Source organism: Microcoleus sp. CAWBG58, from assembly GCF_020883045.1.
GTDB lineage: Bacteria > Cyanobacteriota > Cyanobacteriia > Cyanobacteriales > Microcoleaceae > Microcoleus.
In genome coordinates this window covers 1-17055 of record NZ_JAHRFA010000083.1, presented here as the reverse complement: position 1 = coordinate 17055, position 17055 = coordinate 1, and the positions used below count along the sequence as shown (strand labels likewise).

The following is a 17055-nucleotide window of genomic DNA, read 5'->3' as shown; positions in this document are numbered from 1 at the left end:
AAATGCTCCTAACGCCAGCAAGGTGTTAGAAAATCGTTCCACAAAGCCATACCACATTAGCATTATCAAATTATGGTCAGATTTTTCCTTTCTTAGAGTGATGAAAGAGCGATAACCACTAAGCTAAGAAGGGCTCAAGCCCAACAACGTCCGCGAATCTTTGTCAACACGGTTATATCTAGGAAGCGATGCACCTGATAGATGGGAATTGTGTTAGGTGCGTCGCTTTCAGATTGTCGCTTTGATGCAAGGATTGTCGAGGGCGACGCACCCTACAAATACCAGGGCTGTTTCATTCTCAGGAAAACGATGATTTTGTAGGGGTAGTGGATGGTGCGTGCCTACCCTCTTCGTCCACGATTTTGTATGTGTTTCAGAGATTGGGGCGGGCACTCTTGGCACCGCCCCTACAAGAGAATGAAACAGCCCTGCTACAAATACTCAATTTAAATATGAGTTTTTGAACAAGCCCATAAATTTCCGCTTCCGACTGTGTACTTCCATCAGTTGAGCGCGATAAGCACACCACTCAACATTTCGCCCAGCTTGTATATAGGCAGCACGGGCTTTTTCTAGCCACTCGATCGCACTATCGTACTCGGCTGATTTCATTTGATTTAGAATCGATTCAGCGCGGCGACTAGCATTGACGATTACCCAATCGGGGCGATGGGGAATTGCCGCCACCATCACTCGATGAACCAATTCTGAACCGTAGGATGTGTCAACAAGGGCGATCGCCTCTTCAATTAGTTTCTCGTGCAGAAAAATATCAACCTTCGCTTCGGTAGAGTTGTAGTTGTGAGTTGCTCTTAAAATTGCCAATAAATTTGCTTTCAAAGTTGACAAATTATCCCCTGATAACTCCTGCAATGAAAGATAATCATTCAAAGAAGGTTGAATTTCAAAGACTTTCATTTTAGCATCAAATGCAGCTTCTTTTTCGCCCAATTCATCGGCTAATTTACTCATGCAAACTGCCAGCTTGTAGGTAGATTTGCCGGGTAGATTCAACCCAGTTTGACAAATCTTGAGAGCTTCTTCTGAGTATCCGTCTTCTTGTAAAATTTGAACTAGAGCAAAAGCTTCTTCGACTGATGTCATCTCGGTTGTGGCAGCTTCCACAGCTTCTTCTATTCTCCCCAAACGAGCTAACATCGTCAGATATTGTTGAATGCAGCCTTCTGCTTTGGCTAGGTATAAGTATTCTTGGTTGCGATTCTGCCGATCGAGAATTTGCAATCTAGTCAAGGTTAAGTCACGAGCATAATCTGGTTCGTCAACAGCCCAAAGTCCTTGTCCAGTAAGGTTTCCTTCTAGTATCTGCTGGAGTGGCGGGTAGTCCCAACCTTGGCGTAAAGCTTCCAAGCTCATACTGAAATCACAATCCCATTCATCTTTCCAACCTTCTAACATCACCTCGAAATCTATTTCTTCTTCAGCAGTTAGATCTGCCGTCAAAATGGCTTCTGTCCAAGCTTCATCTAAAACATTAGTAATTTCATCACTGTCAAAACCATATTCTGCTACGTCGTCCCAATCATCAACACAACCTGAGGTAATGGCTTCTAAAATTACTAAAGCGTTTTTGCCGTCTCCATGTTCGCTGAATTCCTGGGCTTGCTGAATCAGTTCTAAAATTTCTTCTGTAATCGGGTCTTCTTCATCATAACCATATTCATCCTCCCAATAATCCCGAGCTTGTCGGAAAATTTCTCGCACTTGTCGCCGAAAAGGAGCAGGATCGATCGCACTTCGCCGAGATGTTTTCGTTAGTTCGTTTGTCGGCGCAGACACAGCGCTTGAATTGACGTATAGTTCGATCGCACTTATCAGCGACGGTTCGTTGTCAACTAAATGCTCTACTAACTCATAGATTTGGGCATCGTTGAGGCGAGAGAGCAACTCTTCCAGCGTTTCGCCCCGTTCAATTTTTTCTGGTTCTCGCAGGCACAAAAACAGCGTAGCGATAATGTGTTTGCACCATCCATCGCCATCGTAAGGACAAGTGCAGAATACTCCAGATGCTAATCCGGCATCAGTAAATGGTAGGGTAACACGGTAGGGTTGATATTGAGAACCGTATACTGTTGCTTGCACCATATTGCTACGGAGGACTGCGTTAGTAACATTGCCACCGAGATAGTAATCTTCGGCTCGGTTGAGCGATCGCTCAGAACTGTTATTCTTGACGATCGTTTCACTAAGTTTGGGAATTGGCATCACACCAGACCTCAGCAATTATAAGGATTAGACTCGATTTTACTTCATAAGTGCACTTGGTTTGCGATATGCAGTCTATTCTGCAAACAGCAGCGGGCATTAAAACTGAACTGTCAACTGCCAAGTATCAACTGTTAACTAATAGGGCGGGCACGGGGGCACCGCCCCTACACACTGTCAACTTTTTAATATTCTTTGATGTTAATCTCAAGGTCGGGGAAGTAAACATTATGCAGCCTGTGCAAACAGCAGTGGGAAATAAAACGGGAGCATCTTAGTTTTGCATTTCATAGTGCGAGCGTCCCCGCTCGCGTGCTTTATAAAGCACGCGAGCGGGGACGCTCGCACTCAAAGAAAAAATGCTTTTTTCAAACAAGAGATGCTCCCAATTGAACCCTCAACTGTCAACTGTCAACTATCAACTGTCAACTGTCAACAGTCAACAGTCAACCCTCAACCGTCAACTATCAACTGTCTAAAATTCTTTGATATTCTTGAGTTTGGATGCCAGCTAGTTCAAAGGCAGCGCTAAGATGGTTAAGCACTGTTTTGCACTACTCTCATGTCCCAACGCGCCAAAACCTCACACAGCCAGCCAAGTGCATCCCACAACGGGCATCAGGTGACGACTTCTAACTCCAACAGCCAAAATACGATTCGGATTCGCGGTGCGAGACAGCACAATCTTAAGAATATCGATCTGGAACTGCCGCGCGATCGACTGATAGTTTTTACCGGTGTCTCCGGTTCCGGTAAGTCTTCCCTGGCTTTCGATACAATTTTTGCTGAGGGACAGCGCCGCTATGTTGAGTCTCTCAGCGCCTACGCCCGCCAGTTTTTGGGACAGTTGGACAAGCCGGATGTGGATGCGATCGAAGGCTTGAGTCCGGCTATTTCGATCGACCAAAAGTCAACTTCTCACAACCCGCGATCGACTGTCGGCACTGTTACAGAAATTTACGATTATCTCAGATTACTGTACGGCAGAGCTGGCGAACCGCACTGTCCGATTTGCGATCGCTGCATTGCGCCGCAGACAATTGATGAAATGTGCGATCGAGTTATGGCACTTCCAGACGGTACTCGCTTTCACCTTCTGGCGCCTGTTGTACGCGGCAAAAAAGGCACTCACCGCAAATTATTGTCGAGTTTAGCTTCCGAAGGATTTATTCGGGTGAAAGTTAACGGAGAAATTTTAGAACTGTCGGAAAATATCGAATTAGATAAAAATCATATCCACAATATCGAGATAGTTGTCGATCGGTTAGTTAAAAAACCCGGTTTAGAAGAGCGTTTAGTCGATTCTCTGGCAACTTGTTTGCGACATTCTGAGGGAATTGCGATCGTAGAAGAGTTACCGCCTGACGAAAATTCTGAACCAGCCAATGGGCCGATCGTATTTTCCGAAAACTTTGCTTGTCCCGAACACGGCGCGGTGATGGAAGAACTTTCGCCCCGGTTGTTTTCGTTTAATTCGCCCTACGGCGCTTGTCCCAACTGTCACGGTTTGGGGAGTTTGCGGACTTTTGCACCGGAGTTGGTGATTCCTGACGAGAAAGCACCTCTTTATTGTGCGATCGCCCCTTGGTCAGACAAAGACAACTCCTATTATCTCTCTTTGCTGTGCAGCGTTGCCGATAGTTGCGGGTTTGATATCGACACTCCTTGGTTCCGCTTGAGGCCCGAACACCAGCGAGTGATTTTGTACGGTAATGAGTCAAAACAAACCGCAGAAAGCAAGAAGCGAGACAGCAACGCCAGCGATTTGAGGAGAGATTTTAAGGGCGTAATTTCCATGTTGCAGCGCCAGTACGACGACACTGGTTCTGATTTGATCAAACAGAAGCTGGAACAGTATCGGGTCGATCGCTCTTGCGATGCTTGTCACGGCAAACGCTTGAAACCAGAGGCGCTGTCGGTGCGGTTAGGAAACTATGGAATTGTGGATTTGACCGGAATTTCGATTCGCGAATGTCGGGAACGGGTAAATAATTTGGGATTGAGCGATCGACAATTTCAAATATCCGATTTAGCCCTCAGAGAAATCAAAGCAAGATTGCAATTTTTGCTCGATGTCGGATTAGATTACCTGACATTAGACCGCGCAGCAATGACACTTTCCGGCGGAGAAGCCCAGCGAATTCGCCTCGCCACTCAAATCGGTTCCGGTTTGACAGGAGTCCTCTACGTTTTGGACGAACCCAGCATCGGACTGCACCAAAGAGACAACTTTCGCCTGCTGCAAACCTTAACAAAATTGCGCGATTTAGGCAATACTTTGATAGTCGTAGAACACGATGAAGAAACCATGCGCGCCGCCGATCACATTGTCGATATCGGCCCTGGTGCAGGCGTTCACGGCGGCAACATCATCTCGCAGGGAAGTTTAGAAAACCTGCTAGCGGCCGAAGAATCTTTGACAGGTGCTTATCTGTCTGGAAAACGAGTAATTGAAACTCCCAACGAAAGGAGAAAAGGTAACGGCAAAGCTCTCTGCCTCAAAAATGCGACGCGCAACAATTTAAAAAACGTCGATATCGAAATTCCGCTCGGAAAACTCGTCTGCGTGACAGGCGTTTCCGGTTCCGGCAAATCAACTTTAATCAACGAATTGCTGTATCCGTCACTGCAACACTATCTGACCAAAAAAGTTCCTTTGCCGCCCGACATGGACGCCCTCAAAACTAAGGGAGAACGCTCTATAGATGATGTGGTTGACAAGGTAATTGTCATCGATCAATCTCCCATCGGCCGCACTCCACGTTCCAATCCAGCTACCTACACCGGAGTCTTTGATGTGATTCGGGATTTGTTTTCCGAAAGCGTTGAAGCGAAGGCAAGAGGTTACAAAGCCGGACAGTTTTCTTTTAACGTGAAAGGGGGAAGGTGCGAAGCTTGCGGCGGCCAAGGCGTGAACGTGATTTCAATGAATTTTCTGCCGGATGTTTACGTACAGTGCGAGGTTTGTAAAGGTGCGCGGTACAACCGGGAAACGCTGCAAGTAAAGTATAAAGGCAAGTCAATTTCTGATGTTTTAAACATGACTGTGGAGGAAGCTGCGGAAATGTTTAAAAATATTCCCAGGGCGGGCGCCAGATTGGAAACTTTGGTGGATGTTGGCTTGGGTTACATTCAGTTGGGACAGCCTGCGCCGACACTATCTGGCGGCGAAGCGCAGCGGGTGAAGTTGGCTACGGAACTGTCGCGTCGCGCTACTGGGAAAACGCTTTATTTGATTGATGAACCCACGACTGGTTTGTCGTTTTATGACGTTCACCACTTACTAAATGTGCTGCAAAGATTGGTGGATAAGGGTAATTCAATTTTGGTCATCGAACACAATTTGGACGTGATTCGGTGCTGCGATTGGGCGATCGATTTGGGCCCGGAAGGGGGAGATAAGGGCGGTGAGATTATTGTGGCGGGAACGCCGGAGGAGGTAGCGGCAAATCCTCGTTCTTATACTGGGAAGTATTTGAAGGCTGTTTTAGATCAGCATCCTTTAGGGAGTGCTGTAGCTGTGAGCTAATACTCAATACATCCCCTAACTTTTGAGGAATGGAGATGCTGGTGGGGTGTAAGAAGGATGTGCGATCGAGTTGCGGTATTGTTTGATTAGACCCCGTGTTGTACCGCAACTTCGATACAATTATAAATAAGTTATACGGCTTGAATCATGGAGAAGGGTGTTATTGAAAGAATGTCTGGCGAGGTGGGAAGTTAAATGGGCATCACGTCGAACGAGATGATGAACTCGATCGGATTCAGATGTTAGGTGAGAGATATGAGTAGGACGAGTAACCTCTACGCAGAAGTTTGGAGAAATAATCAATGGGAACCCACTCCTACACCAAAATGGTCAAAAGGTGAGCAAATCCCTGTTTGTTATATGAGTCCTACTGGGCTATACGAGTTATATGCTGCTTTGGTCGGCTATTATCATCGCGCAATTTACGATATCGCACATACGGAAGAAATAGTTCCTCTTTCCAAGCCACGCGGTTTTCCAAAGGATATGAATGCTGTTTATAAGGAGTATTTTGAAAATTTTTGGTACTTGAGCCGCCAAAATTGTTATCTCACCTGGTTCACGGTTCAAGAGGTCATTGATTATGATTGGGACAGAAAATTTCCACCCCATACCGGGTATGTAAAAAATCAATACGCTCATTTATTTTGGAGTTCAGCTTCTTTCCCGGAGGCTTTTCCAGATGACGAGCCTGTTTATTATAGAAAAAAAGAGGGCTACACCGAGGTTTCATGGGTACAAAGCTATCGTGAGTTTGTAGGATGTGTAGACTGGTTCATTGAAGAGTTACTGAAGTTGGGCAACCCAAAAGAAGTTAGAATCATTTTCTGGCTTGAATGAATCAGCGATCGACTTTGATGAAGATTAAAGGTGTAAGTCCGATCTAATCCAACATGATATCATAGAGAAGTTTACAGAAGCCGAATCGCGATTGAAAGTCAGCCCATGCAAGCAATCCTTTTAAGCCGTGAAGAAGTTGCGCGTCGTGCAAAGCAACTGTACAAAAATGGAATCCGTCAAAAAATCGAGGTTGAGGAAAATATTGGCAAGATGGTCATCATCGACATTGAGACAGGTGATTATGAAGTCGATAAGACTGGATTGCAAGTATCTCGCAACCTCAGTAACAAACATCCAAACGCCAGACTTTTTGTAAGGTTCGTAGTGCGGACTTAAGTCCGCAAAAAGCTGCGGACTTAAGTCCGCACTACGAACTGTTTTTTATGGTAATCGAGCGGACATCATATCAATCGCAAATCTCCTGGCGACGCACCTTACACATGAGTGGAGAAAGCAAGCCCCAAAATTATTGTGTAGAGCGATTTTTGCTCTCATGGCATAAGTTAGCCTAATTCAAATACTGAATATTTTCCGGTACCGAACTAAAAAATTTCCATTCTCCATTTGATTTGCGTAACGTATGTAATATTATCATCTTATTATCTCTGAAAGGTGAAGCTGGGCCGCCAATCTTTGTGGTTGTTTGTTCGATTCTTACTTTGGCTTCGTTTCCTGAAATTCCCACAATTTCAATTTTTGTTGGTTCGTACTTTAAATTTCTTTTGAAGACTTCTGCAATTGTAATTATTGTTGGTTGAAAACCAGGAGAGCTTGGATCTACTGTCGCCATATAGGCTTCGGTATTTCTTTCATTCAAAGCTTTGAACTGCCGATCGATTAATAATTTGATTGCTGCTTGCTCGCTGGTGTTATCAGCTATAATCTCTGTTGAGGTTATGACTCTAGGTGCAGTTAATTGATTGTTGCTTAATTTAGAGTCAATGTTGCTGGTATAACTGCTAAGGAATAACCCTAAGATTACGGTAGGCAATGCTTTGTTTAAAGCTTGAATATTCAAAAGTGACATGGTAAATATAACCGATAAATTTATAATTCTACGCTAGCATCTACAGCATCTGATGTCAATTTTAATTAGTTAACTATCTTGAACAGTAGGAGACATGGCTATATTGTCTGCTTGTTGCTGCATGAATTCAATGTCCGATCGCAACCAAGTACGGGGCCCGCTGCACTGATGGGCGATTAACAGCCCCCAAAGTCCCTTTGCTGTTAAAATTGGTACTACTAAATTAGCGCGTATTTTCAGGCTCCGCAGAAACAGTCGGTGACATTGGTGGATTGGCTCTGTTTCAATATCTGTAATTGCTCTGACTCGGCCCGCTTCGTACAAAGCAGCGTATTCGTCGTTAAAACACTCGTCTGGGCCGGTCGATCCCAAAATTGAAAGTTCCCTCGCACTTAGCATCTCACAAGTCACTCGACCTTGCCACTGCCTGTAAAAATAATACAGTACCGCGCGATCGCTCTGCACCACTTCTCGAATGTCGTATAGGGATTTTTCAATTAATACGTCGCGCTTGAGACGATCTGTCAAGCGGTTGACAATTGTTTGCAGGCGATCGCCAGACATGGTAATGACTCCTTAACTTCCTAGTTTTGGCTGAGCTCTGTCTTCAGTTTACCTCTATTAAAGGTAGCAACTGCTAGTATAAGTTTACATCTAGAGTGAAAATTTATGTCTGTGCTAGAAGCTGCTTGGAAACACGAATTTATCGCTACAAACGGCATCAAACTGCACTGTGTCACTCAAGGTTCTGGGCCGCTGATGCTGATGCTGCACGGATTTCCTGAGTTTTGGTATTCTTGGCGCCATCAAATCCCGGAATTTGCATCAGATTATAAAGTTGTTGCTGTGGATCTCAGGGGTTACAATGACAGCGACAAACCTAAGCATAAATCTGCTTATGTGATGGCAGAATTTGTAGAAGATATCAAGGGAATTATTCAAGGCCTTGGATACAAAAGCTGCGTCTTAGTTGCCCACGACTGGGGAGGTGCGATCGCCTGGAGTTTTGCTTATGCTTATCCTGAGATGGTGGATAAATTAATTGTGATGAATATACCGCATCCGGCAAAGTTTGCTGAAGGGTTGCGAACTCGCCAACAATTGCTGAAAAGTTGGTACATCTTTTTGTTTCAGTTGCCATTTTTGCCGGAATTTTTAATTAAGTTGGGCGACTATCGGGCGATCGATCGCGCTTTGCAAGGCATGGCAGTTGACAAAAGCAGCTTTACCCCCTCCGATATCCAAGCTTACAAAGATGCGGCAGCTAAACCGGGGGCTCTGACTGCTACTATCAATTATTACCGCAATATTGCTCGCGGATTTGTCGATCGCCCGCATAGAGAGATCCTCGAAGTTCCGACGTTGATGATTTGGGGCGAAAACGATCGGGCCCTCGGCAAAGAGTTAACCTACGCAACCGCAGATTACGTGCGGGATTTTCAGATTCATTACGTTCCCAATTGCAGCCACTGGGTGCATCAGGAACAGCCGCAGTTAGTCAATCGGTACATCAGAGATTTTTTGGTAAGCAAAGCTGTTTGAGTAAAGATGCAGTTTGATTCTCCATCCGTGGCGATAGTCAACATCTTTTAAATAAAAAAATGGTTTGCAAGCAGTGTCGAACAACTGACAATAGCTGCAAAAGCTTGTAGCGCGAGCATTCCGCCCGATCGCCAAATTAAATTTAAATGTATAAGAGCTGACAGCGCTTGATAACGATTATCATTATATTCATGAGTCAACCTACAATCACCGCCGTAGCAGGGCCGCCCGGAAGCGGCAAAACTACCTGGATCCGACAGCAGCTAGCAGCCGAGACAGCACCCGTGCTGTATTTCTGCCCCGGAAGTGGCAATGTGCCGATCGACCAAACCTGCATCGCCGCAGGATTCCCCCAAATCAAAACCATCACAGAAGGCGAAGAGTCCCTACTCGCGAAACACCTAGAAAACGGCGTTTCAGCCTACATCGAACTCGGATTTCACCTGCAACTGACAACACTAGAAAACCTGCTTCAAAGCTTCCCCAGCCGCCGATTTGGTGTAGTCCCGCCAGACATCAAAAACACCGAATGGCATCAATGGGCGGATGTAATTGTCGAGGGAATAGCCGTTAGCGGGAAAGTGGACAAACTATCAATTTGGCGATCGCCCGTTAGCGGGCAAGTCTTAGATCCCGCCAGCCTAGATATGTTTTGGTACCAAGAAATGACTCAAGGAGCCTACGGCAAAGTTCACAGAGCAAAAGGCATCTTTGACATAGCCGACGGGCGATCGTTCTACTTCGACTTCGCCGCAGCATTTGAAGAAACCGCCCACGAAGAATTGCCACTTCCCCGCTGGCTCGAAGGCCGTCCCCAAAGATTTAGCGGCATAGAAATAGTCGGCGAAAACCTCGATACAACAGCATTAGGACAAACCCTAGAAGATTGCTGTCTGTCCGAAACAATTATGTGGAATTACCAACAACAAGTCAAACAATCACTATCATTAGGAGAATAAACAGCATGAAAATAGCAGTAATGTCCTGCATTCACGGCAACTACGAAGCCTTAAATGCAGTGCTGTCAGACATTGACCAACAAAAAGCCGAAAAAATATTTTGCCTCGGAGATTTAGTCGGCTACGGGCCAAATCCCCAGGCAGTAGTAGAAATGATTCGCTCCCTCGACATTCCCACCTGCGTCGGCTGTTGGGATGAAGATATCGTCGAAGGTTTGAACTCCTGCGAATGCAGCTATCCGTCAGTTTTAGCAGAAAAAAGAGGCAAATTAGCCCACGAATGGACTAACGCACAAATTCCCTTAGAAACGCGAGAATATTTAGCAACTTTGCCACACAGTTTGCGAGAAAACAATATGTGTTTTGTCCACGGCAGCCCTCACAGCAACCACGAATATTTATTGCCAACAATGGATGCTTTTGCTGCTTTAGAACGGGTATTTTATACAGGTGCCGACGTGCTGTTTTGCGGTCACACCCACGTCCCCTACGTCCGCACTTTAAACGCGGAAAAAATGCAGGTAAAGGTTAGCGGGCCGAGCGTTGAAGGGGAGAAAGCTTTAAATTTCACGGCTCCTTTAAAGCGGATTGTGAATGTCGGTTCCGTAGGAGAACCGCGTCACGGTAGACCGAATGCTACTTACGTTATTTACGATACTGATGCCGAACAGGTGACTTTGCGAGAAGTGGAATATGACTATCAAGCAACTTGTGCTGCAATTATTGAAAAAGGTTTACCGCCGATTTTTGCTTGGCGTTTGGCTAGGGGTTTGGAATATGCCGAAAGAGCTGACGATCCTACTCATGTTTGTGAGAGATAGTTAGCAATTGTTTGTAGTAAGGACTTTAGTCCTTATTAACAGTTGTTTGTAGTAAGGACTTTAGTCCTTATTGACTAAGAATCAGAGAGAGGACTAAAGTCCTCACTACGAACAAAAAAGAGGACTAAAGTCCTCACTACGAACCTAAATTTTCGGAAATAAATAAATAATGACAAACTGGGCAATACTAACAGGAATCGAAGGAAATCTGGCTGCTTACGAAGCTGTAGTCGCTGACATCAAGCGTCTGAAAATTCGCGTTGATGAATTGTATATTTTAGGCGATTTAGTCGGCCCTAATCCCGATTGTGAAAAATTAGTTGAGCGAGTTCGATCGCCCAAACGAGGAGAAATCCAACCCCAAGTATGTATCGGGTGGTGGGAAGAGCAGTGTTTTAACTTACACGGAATAGGTTCTAGCCCTGATGCGACAGAATTGCGAGCAAAATACAGTGCAGATACGATTAAGTTACTCTGGGATTCGGTTAGCCGCAAAAGTGTAGAGTGGTTGCGCTCTTTGACTTTTGGCTTCCACGAGTTTGACTGTTTGTTGATTCACGGGAGTACAGTTAGCGCGTCTGACGATCTTACCCCGGAAACTCCGCCACCTGTCATGCTCGATCGCGCAATCCGCGCTGATGCCAATACTTTGTTTTGCGGGCGATCGGGCTTAGCCTTTGAGTATCAATTAGAGAGAAGTATTATCAATAACTCGCTCCAGACTCTTGACTCTATAGAGCCGCAATCAACGATCTCTGCAACCCCGCGGCGGGTGGTTGGAGTGGGGAATGTCGGTAGGTTGCCCGATCGAGCAACCTATACTCTTTACGACCCGGACACCGATATTGTGAAGTTCAGAAACCTCTCCTACAACACCCGCAAAGGTTTTGGGGCTTAGTCTTTCCCTGTCGCGATGCTTGCAAAAATTCCTATGGCTGACGCACTCGCAAGGGTTAGAAACCCGGTTTCTTGTCACCGGATGACGGAAAGCCTAGGTTTTTGTCACGAAACCAGGTTTCTTTGATTTTAGGTAATTTCCTAACTTGCTAGTTGATATATTTTCTCAATTAGGCTAGAATCCATTTTGTATTCAAAGTAACGGTGACTCCTATGACTTTTTCGACCTACACTCCAGCCTTGTACCCCAGTCTCAGACAGCAGACTTTCACCTGCCGCCAGTTAGTGCCCGTGCCGTCTAAAGGCTTGCTGCGAATAGAACGGGGTGCTGTCCGAACCGTGACTTGGAGCGAGCAGGGGACACCAATTACGCTGGGATATTGGGGAGTAGGAGATGCGATCGGTCAGCCGCTGTCAGGCGTGCAACATTACCAAATTGAGTGCAAAACTCATGTAGAAATTAGCTACATTCCTGCAAATTTGTGCGATCGATCGTTAGATGAAATTTTCAAACACGTCCAGCAAACTCAAGCATTATTCTACATAGTGCGGATCGAATCTCTGCGCGATCGACTCCTGCAACTATTGGTTTGGTTGGGACAAAAATTTGGTCGCGAAGTCGCACAAGGAGTGTTAATCGATTTGAGATTGACTCACCAGGAGCTTTCCGAGGCGATCGGAATTACCCGGATCACAGTAACGCGACTGATGGGGAGGCTGGAAGAAGAGGGATTGATCGATCGCACTCGCCCTCAATACATTGTCTTAACTTCCCGTTTGTAACATGAGATTTATCTGGAAAAGGGATGACAGTCAAGTGTTTATGAGTCATCAGCTAGCTGAGCAATAATTCTAGGGCTTGCGCTTAAAGCACATCTAAGATACTATGATAATGATTATCATACTCGATCCAGTGCGATACAGGCGATCGTACCTAAATTTTGGCTAGGAAGTGCTATCCACAAGAGCTTTGGGATAATTAGCAGCTTTCTGAACTAACAGCAGGGCCTCTACAATTAATCAACGAGGGACAATGACTAATCTCACTGTACAAACCCCAGATTTAATTTCCGATTTTCCCAAGAGAGGGATGCCAGTAACTATAATTACCGGCTTTCTAGGCAGCGGCAAAACCACTTTACTCAATCAAATCCTCAAAAATCGTCAAGATTTAAAAGTAGCAGTTTTAGTTAACGAATTTGGCGATATCAACATCGATTCGCAGCTTTTAATTTCTACCGAAGATGACATGGTAGAACTGAGCAACGGCTGTATTTGTTGTACCATCAACGAAGGCTTGGTTGATGCAGTATACCGAGTGTTAGAGCGGGAAGACCGTATCGACTGCATGGTGATTGAAACCACCGGAATTGCCGACCCATTGCCGATTATATTGACATTTCTCGGCACGGAATTGCGGGATTTGACCACTCTAGATTCTGTACTCACTGTAGTGGATAGCGAAACCTTCACCACCGATCATTTTGAGAGCGAAGCAGCTTTAAAACAAGTAGCATTTGCAGATATCGTGCTGATGAACAAAACCGATTTAGCTCCTTCAGAAAAAGTAGAAGAATTAGAAGCTTACATTCGCACAATCAAGGAAGGAGCGAGAATTTTACACTCTGAATATGGTGAAGTTCCTTTACCATTGATTTTGGGTGTAGGTTTAACCCAAGCAGATCTTTTCGATAATTTGGAAACCGAGGAAAAACACGAGCATCACGAACACGAGCATCACGAACATCACCATCACGAACATCATCACGAACATCACCATCACGGACATCACTCCAATCACTTAGATAATGACGGATTTGTTTCGCTATCATTTCAGAGCGATCGACCTTTTAATATCCACAAATTCCAAGAATTTCTCACCGAAGAAATGCCCTTAGATGTATTTCGGGCAAAAGGGATTCTTTGGTTTGAAGACAGCCCGATGAGACACATTTTTCAACTTAGTGGCGCGCGCTATGAACTAAATGCTTACGAATGGTTGACTCCACCTAAGACTCAACTCGTAGTCATCGGCCGCAACTTAGATACCGCTCAAATTCGAGAACAGCTTAACAATTGCTTAGTTTAAGATTTTGTCAATCTCAGTGTCACGTCCATAGCTAAGAGATTTTAGATTTAATTGCGCCGTTAGTAGTTGCACTTTTTGACAGCAAAAACCGTGTAACTACCAACGGTTGATTTTATATTTTGAGTTATTATTGACTTATAAAAAAACAAACCATTTAATGTTTCATTTTGTGAATCTTGTTATAATCAGATAGCAAATAAAAGTCCACAGCCACTGTTAAACATTTTCACAAACTGCAAGCATGACTTTATCTACTCGTCCAGAATTGACTTCTCCCAATGGTGTAGTGTCATCAATTCCTACCCAATCTCAACCTCCAGTCTCAGATGAAGAAATGAGGCAAGCAGTGCGTACATTGCTGCTAGGATTGGGAGAAGACCCAGACCGCGAAGGGTTGCGAGATACACCGAAACGAGTTGTCAAAGCCTTGCAGTTTCTAACTGGAGGTTATCGTCAATCTCTCGACGAACTGCTCAACGGAGCAGTATTCACAGAAAATGCTAACGAAATGGTGTTAGTGCGGGACATTGATATTTTCAGTTCCTGCGAACACCACATCCTGCCAATAATTGGCAAAGCACACGTTGCGTACATTCCCAACGGGAAAGTAATTGGACTGTCAAAAATTGCTCGAATTTGTGAAATGTACGGCCGCAGATTGCAAGTACAAGAACGCTTAACTGCACAAATTGCGGATGCACTGCAAGGATTGCTAAAACCTCAAGGTGTAGCAGTTGTAATTGAAGCAACTCATATGTGTATGGTAATGCGCGGCGTGCAAAAACCAGGTTCTTGGACTGCGACTTCAGCGATGCGGGGAGTGTTTGCTGAAGATTCCAGAACTCGTCAAGAATTCATGAGTTTAATCGCTCACAAATCAAGCTTTCACTAGCTAGAATTGTCTACAAAAAATTGCCTCTTTGCAGGATAAATCAAAGAAAAGAGAGTCATATTGCATTACCATATTTCTCTCTTTCCCTTTCCTCCCTCTGCGCTCTCTGCGCTCTCTGCGGTTAAAAAAATCTTACTTGAGGAAATACAACTGTAAATTGAATATGGATCAAAAATATTTGTGGATTGAAGCTTTAAAATTTAACGATCGAGGTTTGATTCCGGCGATCGCCCAGGACGATCGAGACGGTACTATTTTAATGATGGCGTGGATGAACAAACTGTCAATTAAGCAGACTCTAGCTACAGGAGAAGCACACTATTGGAGCCGATCGCGCTCTGAATTTTGGCACAAAGGCGCGACATCCGGACACATCCAAAAAGTCAAACAAATATTTTACGATTGCGACGCCGATACTATTCTGCTCAAAATAGAACAGATTGGTGAAATAGCTTGTCACACAGGCGTGAGGAGTTGTTTTTTCAATTCCGTGGCGCTACCGCTTCGCGCAACAATGTAATAATAATGATTATCATTATTGCAATTAGTTCCTATGTCATCCGCAAATAACGTCGAGTCCGCCGTTCTTACTCCAGACGATCGCAATCCCTCCCTCACAACCATCCGTCCCCGCCGCCTCCGCCGCACACCCGGTTTGCGACGCATGGTACGAGAAAATCACCTGACTGTTGACGACCTCATCTATCCGATGTTTGTGATGGAAGGAGAAGGGCAAAAAGTTGAGATTGCTTCGATGCCCGGTTGTTATCGCTATTCGCTGGATTTATTGCTAACAGAAATCGCTGAATGTTGGAATTTGGGAATTTGTGCGATCGCGCTTTTTCCAGTAATTTCAGAAAACAAGAAAGATGACACTGCTACCGAAAGCTACAACCCAGAAGGATTAGTTCAACAAACAGTCAAAGCCATCAAAAAAAACATTCCCGAAATAGTAGTAATTACCGACGTAGCCCTCGACCCTTTCACTTCACACGGACACGACGGTTTAGTTGACGAAACTGGTAAAATTCTCAACGATCCGACTGTTGAAGTTTTAGTAAAAATGGCAGTTTCTCAAGCTGATGCTGGTGCGGATATGGTCGCACCTTCCGACATGATGGACGGCAGAATCGGCGCAATTCGCAAAGCCTTAGATACAGCAGGATACATCGATACCGCAATCATGGCTTATTCAGCAAAATATGCCTCTGCTTATTATGGCCCGTTTCGGGATGCCCTCGATTCTGCCCCAAAGTTTGGAGACAAAAAGACTTATCAAATGGATGCTGCTAATGCGAGGGAAGCACTCAAAGAAATTGCTTTGGACATCGCTGAAGGCGCAGATATTGTCATGATAAAACCTGCTTTGGCTTATCTCGATATTATCTGCCAAGTGCGCGAAGCAACTAATTTGCCCGTAGCTGCTTACAATGTCAGCGGCGAATACGCAATGATCAAAGCTGCTGGAAAGTTAGGTTGGATTGATGAAAATCGGATTATTTTGGAGACTTTGACGAGTATCAAACGGGCGGGTGCCGATTTGATTTTGACTTATTTTGCGAAGGAAGTTGCTTTGATGTTGAAATAAGAGATATAGCGTATTCCAAGTTTATGAAGTGTAAGGACACGGCTTTTAGAGTCTCCATAGAAGGCTCGATCGAGCGGGGGTATACTTCATCAATATGGAATCTGCTGTATTTTAAAGCGCAGATAAACGCAGATAAACGCAGATATTTTCTAGGTATTTCCTCATCCATAGGGACGAGTACAAAATATCAGTGTGGACCAATTTAAGTTGTCGGAATCGCCTTCAGCCGCGAGGCAAACGTATCTAATTTATAAGTCAATACGGTTTACTTAAGACCGCCCTGGGGGTCAAACCCTATTTAAAATAGATACGGAGATTGCTTCGTTCCTCGCAATGACTAAGTAGATGAGTATGAAAATACACAAGTATGTCCGAAGAGAGCGAAACGAAGTGAAGCGAAGCATAAGCCCTAGCCCTTTCAGGGCGGCTTCGCCAACGCAGGGGTTACGGTTGCTTTACGTTCTGTTACATGAACCGATTTATTTACACCCATCTACTTATCTTAAGTGAACCGTATTGATTTAAGTAGGTAGGCGGGAAAAAACCAATCTATGTAACAAAATATTAAGTTACCTAATTGGAGTTAAACTTAAGACGTTGCGTGGTGTAATTTCCCTTTTGTCCTCTAGCTTCTACTCCATGAATTAC

Annotated in this window: 17 protein-coding genes; 14 read left to right on the top strand and 3 right to left on the bottom strand. The window is 44.7% G+C overall.

The features are described 5' to 3' along the window. Positions 1–441: 441 nt before the first annotated feature. Positions 442–2223, bottom strand: a complete 1782-nt coding sequence (locus QZ918_RS27080; protein WP_293340647.1) for an SWIM zinc finger family protein — start codon at positions 2221–2223, stop codon at positions 442–444. 68 nt (positions 2224–2291) lie between these two features. Here QZ918_RS27080 and QZ918_RS27075 point away from each other — a divergent pair, with 68 nt between their 5' ends. From QZ918_RS27075 to QZ918_RS27055, 5 genes are all read left to right on the top strand, one after another. Further along, positions 2292–2501, top strand: a complete 210-nt coding sequence (locus tag QZ918_RS27075; RefSeq protein WP_293153300.1) for a hypothetical protein — start codon at positions 2292–2294, stop codon at positions 2499–2501. Positions 2502–2602: 101 nt separating this feature from the next. Next, positions 2603–2755 carry a hypothetical protein gene (locus QZ918_RS27070; RefSeq protein WP_293340645.1) on the top strand — a complete coding sequence of 51 codons (153 nt, stop codon included), beginning with the start codon at positions 2603–2605 and terminating at the stop codon, positions 2753–2755. 30 nt (positions 2756–2785) lie between these two features. Beyond that, positions 2786–5752, top strand: a complete 2967-nt coding sequence (gene uvrA / locus QZ918_RS27065) for an excinuclease ABC subunit UvrA (RefSeq protein WP_293340643.1) — start codon at positions 2786–2788, stop codon at positions 5750–5752. Between the two features lie 255 nt (positions 5753–6007). Beyond that, positions 6008–6592 carry a hypothetical protein gene (locus QZ918_RS27060; protein WP_293340641.1) on the top strand — a complete coding sequence of 195 codons (585 nt, stop codon included), beginning with the start codon at positions 6008–6010 and terminating at the stop codon, positions 6590–6592. 105 nt (positions 6593–6697) lie between these two features. After that, positions 6698–6928 (top strand): hypothetical protein, encoded by a 231-nt coding sequence (locus QZ918_RS27055; protein ID WP_293340639.1) that lies wholly within the window; start codon positions 6698–6700, stop codon positions 6926–6928. Between the two features lie 172 nt (positions 6929–7100). Here QZ918_RS27055 and QZ918_RS27050 read toward each other — a convergent pair whose 3' ends face one another. Continuing rightward, positions 7101–7619 carry a Cif family virulence factor gene (locus QZ918_RS27050; RefSeq protein WP_293340637.1) on the bottom strand — a complete coding sequence of 173 codons (519 nt, stop codon included), beginning with the start codon at positions 7617–7619 and terminating at the stop codon, positions 7101–7103. Between the two features lie 69 nt (positions 7620–7688). Next, positions 7689–8183, bottom strand: coding sequence for a GAF domain-containing protein (locus QZ918_RS27045; protein WP_293340635.1), 495 nt, complete (start codon positions 8181–8183; stop codon positions 7689–7691). Between the two features lie 105 nt (positions 8184–8288). Between QZ918_RS27045 and QZ918_RS27040 the strand changes: the two genes are divergently transcribed. The 9 genes from QZ918_RS27040 to hemB all read left to right on the top strand — a co-directional run bounded on the left by QZ918_RS27040 (position 8289) and on the right by hemB (position 16407). After that, positions 8289–9161 carry an alpha/beta fold hydrolase gene (locus tag QZ918_RS27040; RefSeq protein ID WP_293340633.1) on the top strand — a complete coding sequence of 291 codons (873 nt, stop codon included), beginning with the start codon at positions 8289–8291 and terminating at the stop codon, positions 9159–9161. Between the two features lie 191 nt (positions 9162–9352). After that, complete coding sequence (locus tag QZ918_RS27035; RefSeq protein ID WP_293340631.1) at positions 9353–10120, top strand: GTP-binding protein; 768 nt, start codon at positions 9353–9355, stop codon at positions 10118–10120. 5 nt (positions 10121–10125) lie between these two features. Further along, positions 10126–10941 (top strand): metallophosphoesterase family protein, encoded by an 816-nt coding sequence (locus tag QZ918_RS27030; protein ID WP_293340629.1) that lies wholly within the window; start codon positions 10126–10128, stop codon positions 10939–10941. A 169-nt stretch (positions 10942–11110) separates the two neighbouring features. Next, complete coding sequence (locus tag QZ918_RS27025) at positions 11111–11839, top strand: metallophosphoesterase family protein (RefSeq protein ID WP_293340627.1); 729 nt, start codon at positions 11111–11113, stop codon at positions 11837–11839. 212 nt (positions 11840–12051) lie between these two features. Beyond that, entirely contained in the window at positions 12052–12621 is a 570-nt protein-coding gene (locus QZ918_RS27020; protein WP_293340625.1) for a Crp/Fnr family transcriptional regulator, read from the top strand. A gap of 250 nt (positions 12622–12871) precedes the next feature. Then, positions 12872–13927, top strand: coding sequence for a CobW family GTP-binding protein (locus QZ918_RS27015; RefSeq protein WP_293340623.1), 1056 nt, complete (start codon positions 12872–12874; stop codon positions 13925–13927). Positions 13928–14168: 241 nt separating this feature from the next. After that, positions 14169–14819, top strand: coding sequence for a GTP cyclohydrolase I FolE (gene folE / locus QZ918_RS27010; protein WP_293153275.1), 651 nt, complete (start codon positions 14169–14171; stop codon positions 14817–14819). Between the two features lie 163 nt (positions 14820–14982). Next, complete coding sequence (gene hisI / locus QZ918_RS27005; RefSeq protein WP_293340621.1) at positions 14983–15339, top strand: phosphoribosyl-AMP cyclohydrolase; 357 nt, start codon at positions 14983–14985, stop codon at positions 15337–15339. A gap of 33 nt (positions 15340–15372) precedes the next feature. Beyond that, complete coding sequence (gene hemB / locus QZ918_RS27000) at positions 15373–16407, top strand: porphobilinogen synthase (RefSeq protein WP_293340618.1); 1035 nt, start codon at positions 15373–15375, stop codon at positions 16405–16407. The last annotated feature ends 648 nt before the right edge of the window (positions 16408–17055 follow it).

Excerpts from the sequence above, each read along its gene's own strand:
- QZ918_RS27080 (WP_293340647.1), bottom strand. The coding sequence starts at position 2,223 with ATGCCAATTCCCAAACTTAGTGAAACGATCGTCAAGAATAACAGTTCT.
- QZ918_RS27075 (WP_293153300.1), top strand. The coding sequence starts at position 2,292 with ATGCAGTCTATTCTGCAAACAGCAGCGGGCATTAAAACTGAACTGTCA.
- QZ918_RS27070 (WP_293340645.1), top strand. The coding sequence starts at position 2,603 with ATGCTCCCAATTGAACCCTCAACTGTCAACTGTCAACTATCAACTGTC.
- uvrA (WP_293340643.1), top strand. The coding sequence starts at position 2,786 with ATGTCCCAACGCGCCAAAACCTCACACAGCCAGCCAAGTGCATCCCAC.
- QZ918_RS27060 (WP_293340641.1), top strand. The coding sequence starts at position 6,008 with ATGAGTAGGACGAGTAACCTCTACGCAGAAGTTTGGAGAAATAATCAA.
- QZ918_RS27055 (WP_293340639.1), top strand. The coding sequence starts at position 6,698 with ATGCAAGCAATCCTTTTAAGCCGTGAAGAAGTTGCGCGTCGTGCAAAG.
- QZ918_RS27050 (WP_293340637.1), bottom strand. The coding sequence starts at position 7,619 with ATGTCACTTTTGAATATTCAAGCTTTAAACAAAGCATTGCCTACCGTA.
- QZ918_RS27045 (WP_293340635.1), bottom strand. The coding sequence starts at position 8,183 with ATGTCTGGCGATCGCCTGCAAACAATTGTCAACCGCTTGACAGATCGT.
- QZ918_RS27040 (WP_293340633.1), top strand. The coding sequence starts at position 8,289 with ATGTCTGTGCTAGAAGCTGCTTGGAAACACGAATTTATCGCTACAAAC.
- QZ918_RS27035 (WP_293340631.1), top strand. The coding sequence starts at position 9,353 with ATGAGTCAACCTACAATCACCGCCGTAGCAGGGCCGCCCGGAAGCGGC.
- QZ918_RS27030 (WP_293340629.1), top strand. The coding sequence starts at position 10,126 with ATGAAAATAGCAGTAATGTCCTGCATTCACGGCAACTACGAAGCCTTA.
- QZ918_RS27025 (WP_293340627.1), top strand. The coding sequence starts at position 11,111 with ATGACAAACTGGGCAATACTAACAGGAATCGAAGGAAATCTGGCTGCT.
- QZ918_RS27020 (WP_293340625.1), top strand. The coding sequence starts at position 12,052 with ATGACTTTTTCGACCTACACTCCAGCCTTGTACCCCAGTCTCAGACAG.
- QZ918_RS27015 (WP_293340623.1), top strand. The coding sequence starts at position 12,872 with ATGACTAATCTCACTGTACAAACCCCAGATTTAATTTCCGATTTTCCC.
- folE (WP_293153275.1), top strand. The coding sequence starts at position 14,169 with ATGACTTTATCTACTCGTCCAGAATTGACTTCTCCCAATGGTGTAGTG.
- hisI (WP_293340621.1), top strand. The coding sequence starts at position 14,983 with ATGGATCAAAAATATTTGTGGATTGAAGCTTTAAAATTTAACGATCGA.
- hemB (WP_293340618.1), top strand. The coding sequence starts at position 15,373 with ATGTCATCCGCAAATAACGTCGAGTCCGCCGTTCTTACTCCAGACGAT.